Below are 16,955 nucleotides of genomic sequence, written 5' to 3'. Positions count from 1 at the left end.
TCCCGGCAAGTTTTGGGAGGAAACGCCCGAGGGCGTGCGCCGCCATTGCTCGCTACCATATTGAGGGAACGGGAATCGAATAGCTTCCGATGGTCCGCAACCCGATCGTAAGCATGAAAGCGTGACCGAGGACCGGCGGAGCAGTGCCCGCGGAGTACGAGAACGACGTCACATAGTTGGCTGCCAGCACGAAGCAGTCGTCAACATAGCCTGCGCCGATGTTGTACGAATTGATCTTGTTGGCTTCGAGATCCCAGCGCGCCGATCCCGACACGACCCAGTTCGCCGCCACCTTGACCGAGGCGCTGCCGAGCAGGCCTTCGCGCCGGGTCAAATATCCGAGTTCGGGCTGCGGGGCATAATTGCCGTACATCAGGCTCACCGACCAGCGGTCGAACGCGGCGCGTCCCTCGGCCTCGAAGCGGTTGACGTTGAGCGTTGCTTCATCGATGCGCGAGCGCACGCTGAACGTATAGGTTCGGTTCGGCGAATAATTGATGCGGGCGACGTAGTCGGAGCGGGCGTTCTGCAGGCCGGAATCGAGGCCGGTGTTAGTCGCGTCCTTCACCGCATACGAATTCAGGCCGAACAACTGGTAGGATTGTCCGAACAGCACGTTGACGCTGCCGCCGCGGTCGAACTGCGTGGTCGCCTGGACGCCGACATTGGCGCGGCCGCCGCCTTCGACGCGGTCGTAGCCCGAGAACTTGTCGACCGCGAACAGGTTGCTGGCGTCGAACACCATGCTCTGGGCGTCTTCGTTCGGCAGCTTGCCGGCGTAGATCTCGTTGGGACGAGCGATGATCTGCGCGATCGGCTCGATCGTGGTGGTGCCCCAGGGCTGAACGTTGATGAAGGGATAGCGATATTCGAGGCCGACCGCTGGCATCGCCCGCAGTGCCTGGGTGTCGCCGACAGGAAGGAAATTCGAAACACCCGGCTGGTTCGAAACCGAGGCATTGATGGCGTCGGCGCGCAGAATCGCAAACGGTGTCCAGATTTGACCGAACGGATCGGTGTACGACTTCCGCCATTGCGCCTCGGCCGTCAGGCGCGTGTAAGTGCCGGGGAAGCCGCGCAACAGGCATTGCGACGGCGTCCGCGCCAGTGGATCGGCGGACGTCGTTGTGCACAGGCTGGCGGTGTTGGCCAGTGTCGTGATCGGGTCGAAGGCCGCCGTGTCACGCGAAAGGTTGGTGAAGTTGGTCTTGTAGCTGAATTCGCCGCCAAAGATCGGGTGGTTGATCACGTTGTTGTAGTCGACCACCGGATAGATTATCGGAACCTGGTTCTGGTTGCCGGAGAAGCTCAGATAATAGATCGTGCGCGCGTCGAAGTAGCTGCGGCTGCCGACGCCGGTCAGATAAAGCTGCGAAATGGCTTCCGTCGGAAGGCTCAGGAACGAGCCCAGCGGGTCCTTGTACTGGGCCAGCCGGTAGTCCGAGAAGAAGTAGTAATCCGACAGCAGAACGCCGTCCCAGCCCCAAACCCATTTGTCGTTGAGCGCGAACTGGCCTTTGGTGTCGATGCCGCCGCGGAACTGGCGGTCGCCGGGCTGGCCGGCGTAGGCACCCGGATCGAGCTGATCGATGCCGTAGGCGCGAATCTGGTAGGCGCCATTCATCAGGCGCTGGCGGAATTCGCCCTGCAACAGCACGCCCTGCCGGGTGGTGAAGCGCGGACTGAAGGTCGCGTCATAGTCAGGCGCGATCGCCCAGTAGAACGGGGTTTCCACGCCGTAGCCGAAGGCTGTGTAGTTGCTGTAGCCGGGCATCAGGAAGCCGGTCTTGCGCTTGACCGTCGGATCGGGCGTCGAGAAATACGGCAGGTACGCCATCGGCACGCCGAAGAACTCGAGCTGGGCGTTCTCGAAATACAGCATCTTGTCGGTCTGGTCATGGATGATCCGTGCACCCTTGACCTGCCACAGCGGGGGCTTCTTCGGATCGTCCTTGCAGGGCGCGCAGGCGGTATAGACGCCGTTTTCGAACACGGTGTAATTGCCGCTTGAGCGGTCGGCGCGGGTCGCCGCCATCCGCGTCGCATCCTCGGTATCAACGCGCAGCGAATCGACGAAACCGTCACGGTAGTCGTCGCTCAGATCCATGACGTTGGCGTAGGTGACTTTGCCTTCGGCGTCGGTCAGGCGGATGTTGCCTTCCGCATGCAGCCGCTTGGTCTTCTGGTCATAGATGACCTTGTCGGCCTCGACGCTGGTGCCGTTGTAGAACATCTGCACGTTGCCGACCGCCGACACACGCTGGTTGTTGTAGTCGTAGTCGACCTCGACGGCCTGGACGACCATCTTGCCGTCATTGTTGGCGGGCCGCACCGGCGGCTTCGGCCGATGCGGATTGTATGTAAAGCCCTGCGCCGCGGCGGGGATCGAGATCACGATTTCGAAAATCGCGGCAACCACTAAGATTAGATGAGCCGTAACCAGCCAGGCCCTGATAGCGGGCGCCGGAGCGATCGGATGTCGTAAGGTCTGCTTCCCCGGTGGAAGGCGGCCTGCAATCCAGAACTTCAACGCCGACCTCTATCGTACCCACCAACCGCTCGACCGTTAGCGGTCGAGTCCGTAGATGCTCCAGGCATTAGTTTTGGCGTTCCCTCTTAACGCGGAAACTCCCGGCGTTGATGTCCCAGGAATCTCAAACATCCCGAAAATATTGCAGCTTGTTGCACCATGGGCCGTTGGTTACATAAGGTTACAAAATCGCTCGCCGGAAGCGCTCAACTCGCAGGCGACGCCCGTACAAATGGGCCATAAGTCCGGGTCCGAATGCGGGGTTTGTAAGGGGATTCCGACCTCATGAACGCTCAACCACATCTTCTTATTGTCGATGACGACAAGGAACTTTGCGCATTGCTGTCAAACTTTCTGGCCCGGCACGGCTATCGCGTTTCCATTGCCCATAATGGCCGCGAGATGGCGTCGATCCTGGAGGCGTCGCGCGTCAGCCTGGTGATCCTGGACCTGATGTTGCCCCGTGAGGACGGCTTGGCACTATGCCGCCAGTTGCGTGCAACCGGTACATTACCGATCATCATGTTGACGGCGATGGGTGATGAGGTGGATCGGATCATAGGCCTCGAAATGGGCGCGGATGACTATCTCGCAAAGGTGGCGAACCCGCGCGAATTGCTGGCCCGTGTCCGCGCAGTGCTTCGGCGTGCCGGCGCGCCCGAAGCTGGCGCTCCGGCAGATCAAAAACGCATTCTTGAATTTGCCGGGTGGCGCTTGGATGTGACCCACCGTCAACTTTATTCGGGGAAAGACGCCCTTGTACCGTTGCGGGCCGGTGAATTCGAATTGCTGCTTGCTTTCGTCGAACGGCCGCAGCGCGTGCTGTCGCGTGACCAACTGCTCGACCTTTCGCGGGGACGTTCCACCAACGTTTTTGACCGCAGCATCGATGTTCAGATCAGCCGGCTTCGCCGCAAGATCGAGCCTGACCCCAAGGAGCCGACGCTGATCAGGACAGTTCGCAACGGTGGCTATATCCTGGCTGCGAACGTCGTCCCGGTTCCTGCGTCATTATGATGATCCTGACGAAGCTGAATGGCATCGCAGCAAGGATCGCAATCGCGATCGTGCTTGCGATCATTCTTGGATTGGTGATGGCCTTCGGTCTTAGCATCGGCCTCAGCTCGTACGGTTTTCGGCAGGATCGCTCACCTTATGCCTCCGGTCGCTTCATAATGGTAGCCGTCATCACACACCGAAATCTGGCGATGCTTTCTGGAGAAATTGCCATGACCATTCGTGCCGTGGCGTCCGTCCCCCGGGCCGAAAGACAGAAGCTCATCGCAATCGCGGCGACTGCAGCTCCCGAGATGCCGATTGCCTTGGACGCGCCCGCGTCTTCGGGAGCTGGGGCCAAGGTCGATTATAACCTCGACCGGCTCCGCAAGCTCGTTCAAATACAGCTCGAGGAATTGTCCCCGCCGATAATGGTCAGCGCTCGTCGGCTGCCGGTCAAAACCGATCGATCTGGCGACCGCGATCAATCCGGGTCGGCCTCCGAAGAGGAAGCGGTGCTGGAAGCTGCATTGCTGGATGGTCAGCGGATCACCTTCACCATTCCTGGCTTGCCCTCGTTCGGCGGCGGATATGTATTGCCGATATTTCTTGCCTCGTTGGTCTCCGTTGCGCTCCTCATAGCGTTCTGGACCGCGCGCCGGCTTGCCCGTCCAATCCGGGAGTTTGCGGGTGCGGCGGAGCGGCTTGGCGTCGATTTGACGGCGCCGCCGCTCGCCGTACATGGACCGCAGGAATTGCGTACGACGATTGAGGTCTTCAATCGTATGCAGGATAGGCTTCGGCGTTTTCTGGAAGACCGGACCCAGATGCTGGCGGCCATCTCGCACGATCTGCGAGCGCCGCTGGCCCGCCTGCGTTTGCGCGCCGAGCTGGTCGCAGATGGTGAGCAACAGCGCAAGATGTTCGATGATCTGGAAGCCATGAATGCCATGATCGATTCCACGCTGGCTTTTGCCCGAGATGACGCTCGCCGGGAACCGCGAAGGCTCGTAGACCTTGGTGTCCTCGTTGGAGATGTCTGCGAAGACGTTGCGGATGCCGGCGATAAGGTCTCCTATTGCGCTCGGCGGGGCATCGACGTTCCCTGTCGACCGACCCTTGTTCGTCGAGCTGTCGCGAACCTCATCGATAATGCCGTCAAATATGGAGGGGCCGCGCGCGTGAAGATCATTCGCGATACCGATCGCGTCGTCATAGTGGTCGAGGACGATGGGCCGGGCATTCCGCCGGAGGAGCACGAGAAGGTTTTCGCACCGTTCTATCGACGGGAGCCTGCGCGCGATCCGGCCAAGGCAGGTGTCGGCCTTGGCTTAAGCATTGCCCGATCGGTCGCGCGCGAGCATGGCGGCGATGTCACGCTTAAGGACATTGATAGCGGTGGGCTGCGCGCTCTCATCGAGCTGCCGGCGTAGCATGCGGATCTTGGTATTCGTTTCCAGCGATCCAGCGATTGGGACCGGCCTTAGTGCGTGGATAGGAATTGGCCGGAAGCCGGTGAAGTGAGGACGAATCCTACCTCAAATGACCACTATCAAGGAATGCCGGTATTGGTGGTTGCGTTTCCCCGCAACCACCGATTCCCGAGATAGTAAATCGCAAGGCAACCGGGTCTCCGAAAGGAGGTCCGGCTTCTTTTGCCTGCAGCAAAGCTCAGCATCGCTAAAGGTGCGCCTCACTGTTTCCTTGTGATCGCAGCTGCAGCAGAATCTGGGTAATCTGCTCGCCATCCGCCATGGGCCGGCCAAGATGTTGAAGGCCTTGGCCGTGATCGGCACGCCGTTTCGGCGAGCTCCAGACATCACCTTGCTTCATCTGAGCATGCGTCCGGCCGGCCGCCGGCTGCAATGCAGGCACGATAGCGCCACGGCACCGCACAGCTTCCAGCCTACATGCCGCGCGCGTCGTATTCGGCTTCGCGCTGCGCTTCTGTGTAGCGGCCCTTTGAGTAGCGCGGCCACTCGAACGCCCAGCCGTTGCGCACCAACCCCAATAGCCAACGAGGGGTTGAGGCGAAATATTCGTGCCGGCTACCTAACCCAATCCTGTTCTTGGTATCATGGTATCGCCTCGCACCTCTCATTTGCACTCTCAGGGGCAGCCGGCTTGCGGCGATCTCTGTTGCGCAATCCCCTGTCACACGTCCCCCGCCTTAAAAAAAGTTCGAGCGGCCTGTCGGGGCGGCCCAACATCGTCCGTCCTAGGGGCGGACCTGAATAGGAGTTCCCAGATGTCCCAGACCATGGAAGCCAATACGTCGGCCGGCACGCCCGTGAAGGGTGGGCTCGTCGCCTATGTAAACGTCGACGGCGCCGCTAAGGCGGCGGAGTTCTACGGGAAGGCATTCGGCGCCACGATCGTCGCCCAGATGCCGCCCGATGACACCGGGCGAACCGCGCACATCCACCTCTACGTCAACGGCTCATCGTTGATGTTGAGCGACTACTACCCCGAGCACGGCCATAGGGTGGTCGCGCCGGTCGGTTTCAGCTTGCACCTGATGGTCAAGGACATTGAAGCGAACTTCAAGCGCGCCGTCGACGCCGGCTGCACGGCGGTTCAGGCACCGGAGAAGATGTTCTGGGGCGACACCTACGCGCAGCTGCGCGACCCGTTCGGGGTGGCGTGGGCGATGAACCAAAGCGCCACCTGACCACAGACACCCCTCAGAGCCCGCGGCCATCCTCCCACCCCAGCCGCGGGCCTCATTCTGGCGGGATGTCCTCCCAAATGTTCCGATGACCGGCACCTGACGACGCGCTTCTCGGGCGACCCCGTTCCGGGCAGGAGATCGGCAAAGCCTTGGCAGGACAGCGCTCGCTATTTTAGCTTTGACTATCGTTAGCGTATTCGCCACTCACCGGGATGATCGCGGTTGATGCCGGTGGCATGGTTGCCTCAAATTCGCGGCTGCTGGCGAACTCCTAAAATCCAAAGGGCGGTCTCCTTCCACGACATGAGCCTTGGTGCAGGGCCCTTTGCCAGCTCAGCGGGTATCTTTCGTCGGTCGAGCGGAAACCAGCGGATGACCGGGCGCGCCGGTCCGATCAGCGCTTCGCTCAAATGGAATCCCTGCCACCTTACGTTACCCGGACCATCCGCCGTGTCTCCATGTTTGATGATTGGCCCCTTGGTGACGATATAGGAAGACATGATGCGCAAGAACGCATCGACTTCGCCCGGTTCGTAGTCAGTTCAACTAGTTGTTCGGGGGTCATAATTTGCCGAAAATGGGATTTAGTTAGAGACGCGATTAGGTCTTTTGCCCTGTCCACTTCTTGATTCACACGTTACCGCTCCCGTGGGTTCCCGAACTAATTTGTACTGCTCTTCGAAGCTAGCGTCATTCATACTATTTTGGGTCAAAAGAGATCTGCGCCCGTCGCGATATCAAGACAACTATTCCGACGAGAGCGCATTTGAGTTTCCTAGTTCGTCATGATTTGACTGCGCAACTCCAACCGAGGACATATTTGGTCTTCTTATCCATGTTATCTTTTATAGCATACTCTATCTCTGCTGAGACGGTCTGGAAACAGCCTCGCCATCCCAAGTTACAACGTAAGCGCTTCACCGACACCCTTTGCCGAGCGGCTTGATTTTCTTCGGGCCGCGTGAACGTGGCGGAGCGATTCAGGCTGCACCGGGCTCGAACGGACCTGGTTCGAGGAAGCCCTCGATCGATTCGACCTTTGCGTAGTTCTCGGCGATGCTTTCGGGTGTCAGATGTGGATCGTAGAAGCCGGGTCCCATCACGATAGCGATCCGTTGGATTGCTCCGGCTTCCAGGTGGTAGATGCGGTTCGTCTGCGAACAACGATCGCTTGCCAGCCAGACGATCGCTGGCGCCACAGCCTCAACCGGCATGGTGGCTTCGCTCTGCTTCAGCCAAGCGGAATCGGCAACCGCGGCCGGGTGCATCCTCGTGTATCCGACTGGCGAAATGGTGTTCACCAGAATCCCATACTCGGCACCTTCAATTGCGAGAATGCGCATCAATCCGACTACGGCGCACTTGGCAGCCGCATAGGTGGCTTGGCCGCGCAATCCCAGGAGGCCGCTGACTGACGTCGTGAGGATGATCTTCCCGTAGCGCTGTGCGACCATATGCGGCCAGGCAGCCTTCACCGTGTTCACCGGCCCGCCGAGGTGCACGCGCCAATAGTGATCGAAATCTTCAAGGGTGGCGTCCTCGAACAGCTGGTTTCCGCAGATACCAGCGTTGTTCACGAGCAGGTCTATTCTGCCGAAATGTTTGATAGTCGTCGCGATCAGGTCCCTGGCACCTTCAGGGCTGGAAACATCCCTGTCGTTTGCGATTGCCTCGCCGCCACGTGACCGAATGAGGTCGGCCACCTGCTCCGCCAGCATGGAGTCCTTCCCGAACCCGGATACGTCGGTCCCCAGGTCGTTCACCACGACCCGAGCACCTCGTTCTGCGAGAAGTTCGACATATGCCCGCCTCAGCCCGCGGCCTGCCCCAGTCACGACCGCGACCTGCCCTTCCAACGAAATTCGTTCAGTCATCTCGCTATCCTCTTCCTGAGGCCGATATCTCATCCAGTCCTTCGCATGAGGCATTCATCGGGGCCGCAGTGACTGAGATCTTGTGCTGTTAAAGGAGGCCGTTGAAGGATCAAGAACAATGATATCGGCGAAATCCGTCGAGGTCCGTGCTGTACCGGCCCGGACGATGGTCGCATCCCGGAACATGAGCCAATAACCTCCAGCAGCGCTGGAGGTTTCCTTGGGAGCCGCCAAAGGCGGCTTTAAGGTAAGCGGTTACAACAGCATCACTCGGCGAAGGTCTGCTGCGAAACGGGAATTGTCTGCTTGAAATTCAGGTATCTGGTGAACGGTGTTACGGCACCGGATTCCTGCAAAATTGCTATAAAGCTTTGGTGCGCCTACTGATGCGAAGAAGCTGGTGAATGAAGTGTTCGCACGATGATGAGCACCAAGGCACCGAAACTCGCTATTCTCAGAGCCGAAATGATATAGAAATTTAGTGTATTCGCGGTATCAGAAAGAAGAAGTGCAGGGACGACAAAGTTATCCCAGAAGGCAAAGACGAGAAGCGCTGTACTCAAAAGGCTTATCCATAGCAACCGACTGTCACGATGTTTGAGCCATGAGCGATAACTGCCAATCGCGGACAGGACGTACACAATCATGGCAGCGAAATTCCAGAAGTTCATAACATTAGCTTACCTTGTATTTGCGATGTTGAGTAGTCCGCTCGAATTGCGCACATAGCTTACCCCATCTTGAACAACCGTTGATGGCAGTGAACTGTTGTGCTGCTGTGCATAATAAGACTGCGGGGCTTGCGACGACTGCAAATTTAGCGATCCCCAGTTCATCTTGCCCTGCGTATCAGTTGGGGCATTAGGAAGTTGTGCGTCTTTAGCCCCGTCTGAATAGGTTTGATATTTCCCATACTCGTCCGCTGCCAAACCGCCAATCGTGAGGCCGGCCCAAGTTATGATTTTCCACTTAGGTGTCTTGTCATCAAAATTAGGCGGTAAAGGATCGAATACAGGATTGGGCGCTGCTGGAAGGGAAGCTTGCTGGTCTCTATCGAGCCTCCCGTATTCCCTGCCTCCGCTCTGACGAAGCAGTGCTTGGGTGCCATAATAGGTCTCGACTGCGACAACGCTGATGATTGCTGCTGGAATTGCGATTGGTGCCAATCCTGGGGCCCCCAGTGCGGCCACGGCTACCGCCTGCCGACCGCTCGGGTCCTTAAGTGCCCCCGGGTTGTTCCTCGCGTAACTATACGAATTCAACTGCTGCGGATCGCGGAGGTATATCTGCTGGTCTTCTTGCGAAAGGGTCTTCACCTTGTCGCTGTCGCCGAGCGAAAGGTAGATCGGTTCCTCGCTCAGGAATTGGCCTCTGGTGCTGTTGTAATAACGGTCATGGTGGTAATTTAGATCGCTCCCTTGGTCGTATTCCTGCCCGATGTACTGGCGTTGTTCGCTCAGGTTGGCGCTCGTCTTCTTTATTCGTGCTTTGCCGTAAGCGTGATACGCGAATTGATTTTCCATCGTCGAACTTGCATTGGAGACGATGTCGGCCCCGCCCGCGTGATCGCCGTGAATGTTGTATGCCTTCGCGCTCGCGCCCGTGCCCTGGACATCTGCAATGCCTTCACCGTTGGCGAAGAGGTGTTTCGATATGATCTTCGCACTCGTACTGGAAGCGACGTTGTAGAGCATGAATGGGAAGGTGGTCGTACTTCCTCCTCCGGCCAGTTGGATGCGCTCGTTGTTGATATCGTACGCGTACGTCGTGGTCGCACCTGATCCCACGATCTTCGTTATCCGGTTCCTCCAGTCCCACGTTACTGTCGTCGTGCCATAGCTGGTCACGTTGCCGTTGTTGTCGTATGTGTATGCGGTGCTGCCAATCGTTGTCGGCGCGTGCGGGTTGGCATAGTTGCCCGCGTACGCATAGGCACCTGAATCGGTGCTCGAGGCGATGTTGCCGATGGCGTTGTATGTGTACGTCTTCAAGAAGTTGCCGGATACCGCGCCCGTCGACGATGCTGAGAGTAATCTGTTCAGATCATCGTATGCGTAGGTTGTTGTCGCTGCTTCATCTGTATTCGAGTTGTTGATCGTCTTCGTAATATTCCCCACCGCGTCATACGAGTACTGGATATCCTGAACGGTCGTCGGCGTCCCTGCCGCCTGCGATGACGTGCTGTATGTAATTACGAGCACCGGCCGATGTGATGCAGAGCCATTGGCAGACGTAAACGTGGCACTTGTCACAGCGGTGTTCGTGGCAGCGAGGTTATTCAGATCGTGCTGTTCGCGAATGGAGAATTTTGTCGATGTACCTATATTGATCGCTGCGATGCCGGTGCTATTGAGCGTCCATGTACTTGTCGCTGACGCAGCCGGAGCATGAACGACATCGCTCGAAGTCGCAGAGCCCACTCGCGGGAAATCAGCCGTGGCAAGCGTTGACGTGGCGGCTTGTGTACTCGTGGCGATTACAAGATTCAGTGCGGCCGTGTTGGAAACCGCTGATACCCATAAGCCAAGCGTTGCTGCGGAGATAACTGCCCCTGCGGGTATCGAGGAAGTATCGAAGGTGATGTAGCCACGATTAATATGGAACCTGGTACCGCTGTTGTCGGACTTATCCGCTTCTACAGCAAATGTAGTAGAAGTGCTATTGAGGCTCGTCCCTGTGCTCGCGTCATGCGCCAGAGCCCATGTGGTTTTCGCTGCCGCAATCACATGACCATCTCCGGTGCCCGCATATATCGAAACGGTTGTCGGCGTGCCGAGGACAGTAACGGTTGAAGTGGCGACTCCCGTCGTTAGTTTTCGAGTCAGACGGTAGAGATGACTTGGATCATATGTGTTTGACGTGATCGCGCCGTTGCCCGACGAGCGATAACTGACCTGTCCGAGCGGGGAATAATCAGTAAGGGAAATGATGCTGGTAAATCCGCTGTCCGTGCTTTCCTTTCGCTGCACCGCATTGAGCTGCCCTGCGCCGTTGTAGACATTTTGAACCTGGCTATTGTCGGGATACGTCGTCGTAGCGATATTGCCCAGACGGTCGTAGAGATAACTCAGAGTGAAGTCCGCGCCGCCGATCGTCTTGGTCTCCTGCCTCACGGCTCCGAACGGATTGTATTGCGTCGTCGACGAAGCGCCCGATGTAATCCAATTACACAGCCGACCTTTGCCACTCGGACAGTTATCGTATTTATAGGTGATTTCAGTTCCCGCTTGACCGGTGTAATCCTCCGTGAGAGGCCGATTTAGTGCATCGTATGTGTAATTGACCACCTGCCCCTTAGGATCAACCTTCTGCGTGAGGTTACCGGCATCGTCATACGCATACGTCGATGTGCCATAGGTGGTATCAGCTGATGCGTGCAAATCCTCTGCGGTTAATCTGCGACCAAGACCGTCGTACGTGAAATTGCGGACGTTACTGAGAGCGTCGGTAATATTCGTCAGGTCATTGAGCCCATCGTACGAGTACGTCGTCGTATATGTCGATGTGCTGTTGTGTTCCACGACTTGCACCAAATTACCACGGGCATCGTTCGTGGTATCCTTTGCTATTCCGTTTTCGTTGGTGATGGTGGAATCCCACGTCCCGTATGAATAACCTGTGGTGCCGACAGTTGTCTGCGCTGTGAGCGGTCTATCGACTGAATCATATGTGTACGTGGTAAAGAGCGAGCCGGTTGTCGTTGCCGGAGCTTTTGATGAGGCAGACGCAAAATACGGGAGCGATTCCTTGTAGGCGTGACCATGTGCGTCATACACAGTATCTTTTGCCACCCATTGCGTCCCTGTCGCCTGTGAGAAATTTTGGATCGAGCGCCCGAGTCCGTCTTTGTAGTCGTACGACGCAATACCCTGTGCGTCGGTAATCCATTTCGTGGAGAGTACGGAGACCGCACCAGATGTGTCCGTATAAGCCGTCGTCTCCATTTTGACGAGCGTGCCAGTGCTATCGGTGCCCTTCTTTTCCACTACACGACCGAGGCCGTCATATTTTATGGTTGAAGTCGCGCCGTTCACATCGACAATCTGCGTGGGCTTTCCAAATTTCAGATCGTAAGTCCTGACCTCAACATGACCGAGTGGATTTGTCGTTGTCGCCGGGTACAAATTACTGGAATCATACACAACGGTCGTGGTACTCCCGCGCGCATCAACAGAGGAGGTCACGAGCCCGTAGCCATTGAATACTTGCTTCGTGGTTGCGTACGCGCTGCCGCTCTTCCATTTTTGCGTCTGTGTTTCGTTGCCATTAGCGACCGAGCCGGACACTAAGCCGTCATACAGATGCTTTGTTTCTGCGATTTGTGCACCGGAATAATTTGTCTCTGTTTCGTGAGATACGAAATTTGTGGGAGCGCTCGGATTGGTCGAGGAGGCAGTAGTAGTCGCCCACTCGAAGTGAGTCGCTATGAGATCCGATCCTGTATCGCTGTAACTCGATGCAAGACCGTCAGCGAGTGTGACCTCGCCGTAGTCCGTTACGCTCGATGGGTGGCCGTATGGATCAGTATCTCGATGCTGGGCGCGGGTGCGGTAACTTCCGCCACTATTAAAAGATTGGTCAATACTGTCTGACGGGACTTCCAAATACCGATTGCCGTCCTGTGACTGGACGCCATATCGTGTCCACGTTCGTTTTAGAACCGTGCCTGCTGGCGTCGTGACATCCGTTCGGAACGGCTTTCCAATCAGGGCGAACTGATCGTTTTGTTCACCGAGCGATGAGTCGTTGCCATCGCCCTGAGAATAGTAACTGGTGGTTATTTTGTCGTCGCGTGTCTCCTCGACTGACTTGAAGCCCGCAAATTTTCTGTCCTCCGGTCCGTTAGTCCAAAAATATCCGCCCGCGTAATCATAGGAAAGCGTCTCAATGTTTCCATTGAGATCATTGACAGTAGTAGTACTGACCACATCAACGGGAGTACTCATCTTATTGACGCGATTGCCCGAACTATCAGTGATGGTGCCCGCAGCTTTGTAGGAGTACGAGATACTTCCGCCGTCAGGACTGGTTACGCTCGTGAGAAGATCCGCAGCGCCACCGTTCCTGATGTAGGTCGTATTCCAAAAATGTGTGCCGTCATCTCCATCACGCGACAGATCATCAAGACCGTCACCATTAATGTCCGTTATGCGTGTGCCTGCATCAAAATTGTCCCACGCAAACGGCTCCGGGAGAGTCGTTGCCGTATCATCGGTATTCCATGTGTCCCCGTAGCTCTTTGTGATGTGGGCGTGTTGAGTGCGAGCACCACCGGAGCTACCGGTATTCCAAGATTGAACAAAATCGGGAAGCTTGTCGGTATTAATATCCATAACTTGAAATCCGCGGGTATATCCACCTGACCCCGCCGACAATTGAAACGGGATGGAGTATGTATTGTCCTGAACCCATTCAAAATTAGCACCGCCCACGCCCGTATTTATGAACACTTGGGGTGTCTCGAATTCTGTCGCCTGTACGATATCCGCAAGACCGTCGCTATTTGCGTCGACAAGCCACACGCCCCGGGTGTTGCCGGAGCTTGCGAAGGAAGTTGGGATGGTTGGTGTACTTGTGGCGACCCAAGCTGACCCAGTATTCAGCCACACATTCTTGATCCCAGTTGGTAGCGACGACTGCACCACATCAGGAAGATTGTCTCCATTAACGTCCGCGAAGCGAATACCCCAATCGCTTCCGACATCAACGATAAATGGCATTGACCAATTTGTATCTTGATCCCATGCAGGATACGCAGTGGTCGTACTGGCCAGATAGACTTTTTGAGAGATAGGTACCCCAGGGTTTGATCCGTAAGACCTAATAACGTCAACTCGCCCATCGTTATTGACATCCATTAGATAGACACCCTTGGATTGCTGCACCTCTGTGATAAATTCGGGAAAAACAATTTCGGAATGTAATTGAAATTGTGACGTTGTTCCGGTGTTTATATACACAAGCTTGGTGTCGGAACTGAACGCATTTGAGTGCCACCTCACTACATCCGTCAGACCGTCGTTGTTAATGTCGACCGCACGAACTCCCAAATCACCGCCGACACCTGCCATCGAAAAATATTCTTCAGGATTTGTCCATTGAGATGTCACATTGGTCCATGTTTTAGTCGAAGTGGAGTAACTGAACGACGTGGGTGGCAAAGTGGTGATGTTGCCATCTGAATCCCATGCGGACTCAGTGGTACTTCCGAGTAAGGTGCGGCTTCCATTTTCGCCCATGACGTAGCTCAGGGCATATTTTCTGGAAGACGTTCCGTTGGCAAACGTATCAATCTCTTTGATACGATTGACCGTTTTTATGAGATAACCCGCTGCGTACGATGTTTGTACATCCGGTCTAGCTTCCGTCACGAAATCGATTTCGAGAGGTCCCGTCGTTGCTGTTCCTCCGTATAATATCTTGCTTGGATACAGTTCGCTGCTTGTGCTCGTGTATTGATAGTTGATGGTATTGCCGTTCAGATCGGCTGCCTGCTCAAGCATCCATTTGAATTTTTTAGTCGTATCTCCGGGATTTTCATAACGGGCGGCAGACGTAGTACCGTAGAAGTAGCTGTTTCCGTCTTTGTCGGTTACTAGCCAGGAAGTGTTGTTTATCAACTGATATGAACGATAGCTTCCATCATCGACCCGAGGTCTAAAAACATTTGAAGTACCCACCTGCATGAGCTCACCATCTATGGAACTCGCAAAGGTGCTTGTGGCATATAGCAGATCGATACCTGTCTTGTTCAAGCGCTGGATGGACGGGATTGAAATACTCCACCCCATTCCAAATTGACTTCGAATGTCAAAGTCATGGCTGTTGTACGTAAGCTGTATTGCAGGCTGGAATCCGTTTCGCCCAGGCGGGACGACAATCGTATACGGCACTGAAATCGACCCATCATTCGATTTAGGTACTAGCGAACGAAGGGACGGGAGTGGTTCAATTTGAGCACTGGATTTGTTGCCAGCGGTACTACCAAAATTTGAAGATTGTGCTGCCGCACTTGCTCCATCGTCAGGATTTTTCTCCAATGATTGCGAAGTATCTTCGGTAGTTGGAGCCGTCTGATCCTGTGTCGTTCGATCAGGAGGAGTTGCATCTTGAAGCGACTGATCTGTCGCAGGTGGCGGAGTCGTATCGTCTACAGGTGCTGGAATCTCAGCCAAACTCGGAAGGGCGTCGGATGATGATGTTGTTTCTTGAAGTGGCGGGGACTGCTGCTCTTCTTGCGCAAACGCCGGTTGGATCGGCGCGAGAATTGTCGATGCAAGAATAAAGAGCGAAATTGCTTTCGATTGGACTGACCCGAGATTCCAACGAGAATTTCTCACAAAGAAAATTACTTCACGGACACCTGCACAATAACATGCGCATTGACTGTGCAACCGTTCCTCACCGGGGATAGTTGCCTACTTACCCCGCCTAGGTGACGGGATTTCTCTGACTCACTTCAGCCCCAATCCCCTGAATCTATTTCTTATGAACCGCCGCGCCCTCTTACTCTCACCGCTCATTTTTCTCTGGCCGGAGCAGAAGGCCGAGACGTGGCTGATCGAGCACCGCCCCGGGCAGTACTGCAATCATTGTCGCGGACCATTTCTAAGAACCGGCAGCCTCGTCAGAGTGTGGAGACACCACGACAACTTCCTGTACTGCTGCGAAACGGAGGCTCGTTTAGGGCATGCTCGGCGCACCAAAACGCTTCAAGGTTGAGAGCCACGGTCTCCCTCCCTGGATTCATCACCGATGCCAATGCTGCGGGCGAAGGAACACAGCCGCAGACCAACTCATTGTGTGGACGCGAGATGGAGACCGGCGTTGGCGGTACTGCTCAGAGCTTTGCGCCAAGATTGGCAAAGCCGCAGCTTTCCAAAGGAGCTGCGGATACGTGGCTAGCCAATGACTAAGAACTTTTCGATATCAGCTAAGTGCTTGAAAATGTTGGTAGCGAGAGACCGCTACCGCTTTTCCCCACACGATGCGAATCTGCGATATTTCCTCCGATTATCCGCCTAAATGCCCAAATCGACTCGAATTATTGGTTCAAGTCGAGCGCAACGGCTGCTTTGCGCCAGAAGCGGCCCCTCACTTCCGAACAAAGCGCGGCGATCCGATTGATCAAGATACCTGAACCAGCGATTTCGCGACTTCGCGAGTGCAATTTATGAAGGACTGAACCGCAGGGCTGAGAATTCCGATAAATTCTCCACTCGCTATCAGCGACACCGTGAGCTGAATGGCGATGGTTTTGACCAGCGGCTTTGGTGGTAAAAACCATTGTTTCGAAATACCTGGCCAACGAGCGCGCCGGGCGCGCTGTCAGAAGGTGGCAAGACCCAATTGCCCTCGATGATGTCCGCGGGGCAATTCGACGCTGATCTCATGACGGGCCCAGAAGTGTGAAGCTCACGAGAGTTATTGACTTGCTGGCGGCGGAAGGAATCTCGGTGGAGAATTGCAACGTCGCCGCCCGCCAAGGCAAAAGCAAACATAGCCAAATCAATGCCTCAAAGTAACCCTTCTACCAAGAGGCCTTCACGAACGATCTCTCGGGCTACGAATTCGTCGCTACGGGAGGGCGACATCGCTCTATACCGGGGCTCTGGCAGCGGCTTGAAGCCGATCCTGCTTGTTGCCGCAGAAAAAACTTCACAAGGTTGCGTCGAGCGACTTGAGCATGAATATGCGCTCGAGTCCGAACTTGACGCTGCCTGGGCGGCGCGGGACGCAGAAAGTTCGTCGCGGTTGCGATAACCGAGAGATATGGCCGACAGGCCTGACCGGCACCGTTTTGGCGGGACGCCGGCCTATTGCCAGCCCAGCCTCGAACAGCACGTTCAGCCGGGGCTGCCCCTTGACGCTTCCGGGTAATTGC

General features: G+C 56.0%; 7 protein-coding genes and 1 pseudogene. 4 read left to right on the top strand and 4 right to left on the bottom strand.

The window, feature by feature from the left end; all coding sequences use genetic code 11:
• Positions 1-52 precede the first annotated feature (52 nt).
• Positions 53-2,443: an LPS-assembly protein LptD gene (locus V1283_RS01625; protein WP_334392931.1), complete on the bottom strand. Its 2,391-nt coding sequence runs from the start codon at positions 2,441-2,443 to the stop codon at positions 53-55.
• 372 nt (positions 2,444-2,815) lie between these two features.
• Here V1283_RS01625 and V1283_RS01620 point away from each other — a divergent pair, with 372 nt between their 5' ends.
• The 3 genes from V1283_RS01620 to V1283_RS01610 all read left to right on the top strand — a co-directional run bounded on the left by V1283_RS01620 (position 2,816) and on the right by V1283_RS01610 (position 6,197).
• The gene (locus V1283_RS01620) at positions 2,816-3,547 is read left to right on the top strand and encodes a response regulator (RefSeq protein WP_334384700.1); all 732 of its coding nucleotides are present in this window, start codon (positions 2,816-2,818) and stop codon (positions 3,545-3,547) included.
• Positions 3,547-4,959 carry an ATP-binding protein gene (locus V1283_RS01615; RefSeq protein WP_334384699.1) on the top strand — a complete coding sequence of 471 codons (1,413 nt, stop codon included), beginning with the start codon at positions 3,547-3,549 and terminating at the stop codon, positions 4,957-4,959. Before V1283_RS01620 ends, V1283_RS01615 begins: the two co-directional genes overlap by 1 nt.
• An 815-nt stretch (positions 4,960-5,774) precedes the next feature.
• Complete coding sequence (locus V1283_RS01610) at positions 5,775-6,197, top strand: VOC family protein (protein ID WP_334384698.1); 423 nt, start codon at positions 5,775-5,777, stop codon at positions 6,195-6,197.
• A gap of 245 nt (positions 6,198-6,442) precedes the next feature.
• On the opposite strand, the pseudogene V1283_RS44530 reads toward V1283_RS01610, so the two are convergent.
• From V1283_RS44530 to V1283_RS01600, 3 genes and pseudogenes are all read right to left on the bottom strand, one after another.
• Positions 6,443-6,724: pseudogene (locus V1283_RS44530) on the bottom strand (DUF4261 domain-containing protein); the annotation flags it as partial.
• Positions 6,725-7,177: 453 nt separating this feature from the next.
• Entirely contained in the window at positions 7,178-8,071 is an 894-nt protein-coding gene (locus V1283_RS01605; RefSeq protein WP_334384697.1) for an SDR family NAD(P)-dependent oxidoreductase, read from the bottom strand.
• Between the two features lie 680 nt (positions 8,072-8,751).
• Entirely contained in the window at positions 8,752-15,111 is a 6,360-nt protein-coding gene (locus V1283_RS01600) for a SpvB/TcaC N-terminal domain-containing protein (protein ID WP_334392929.1), read from the bottom strand.
• A gap of 41 nt (positions 15,112-15,152) precedes the next feature.
• Between V1283_RS01600 and V1283_RS01595 the strand changes: the two genes are divergently transcribed.
• A complete protein-coding gene (locus V1283_RS01595) occupies positions 15,153-15,356 on the top strand; it encodes a hypothetical protein (protein ID WP_334393404.1) in 204 nt (67 codons plus the stop codon).
• Positions 15,357-16,955: the final 1,599 nt, after the last annotated feature.

The sequence above is a fragment of the Bradyrhizobium sp. AZCC 2262 genome (assembly GCF_036924535.1).
In the GTDB taxonomy this organism is placed as follows: domain Bacteria; phylum Pseudomonadota; class Alphaproteobacteria; order Rhizobiales; family Xanthobacteraceae; genus Bradyrhizobium.
This window is presented reverse-complemented; position numbering and strand designations above follow the sequence as displayed.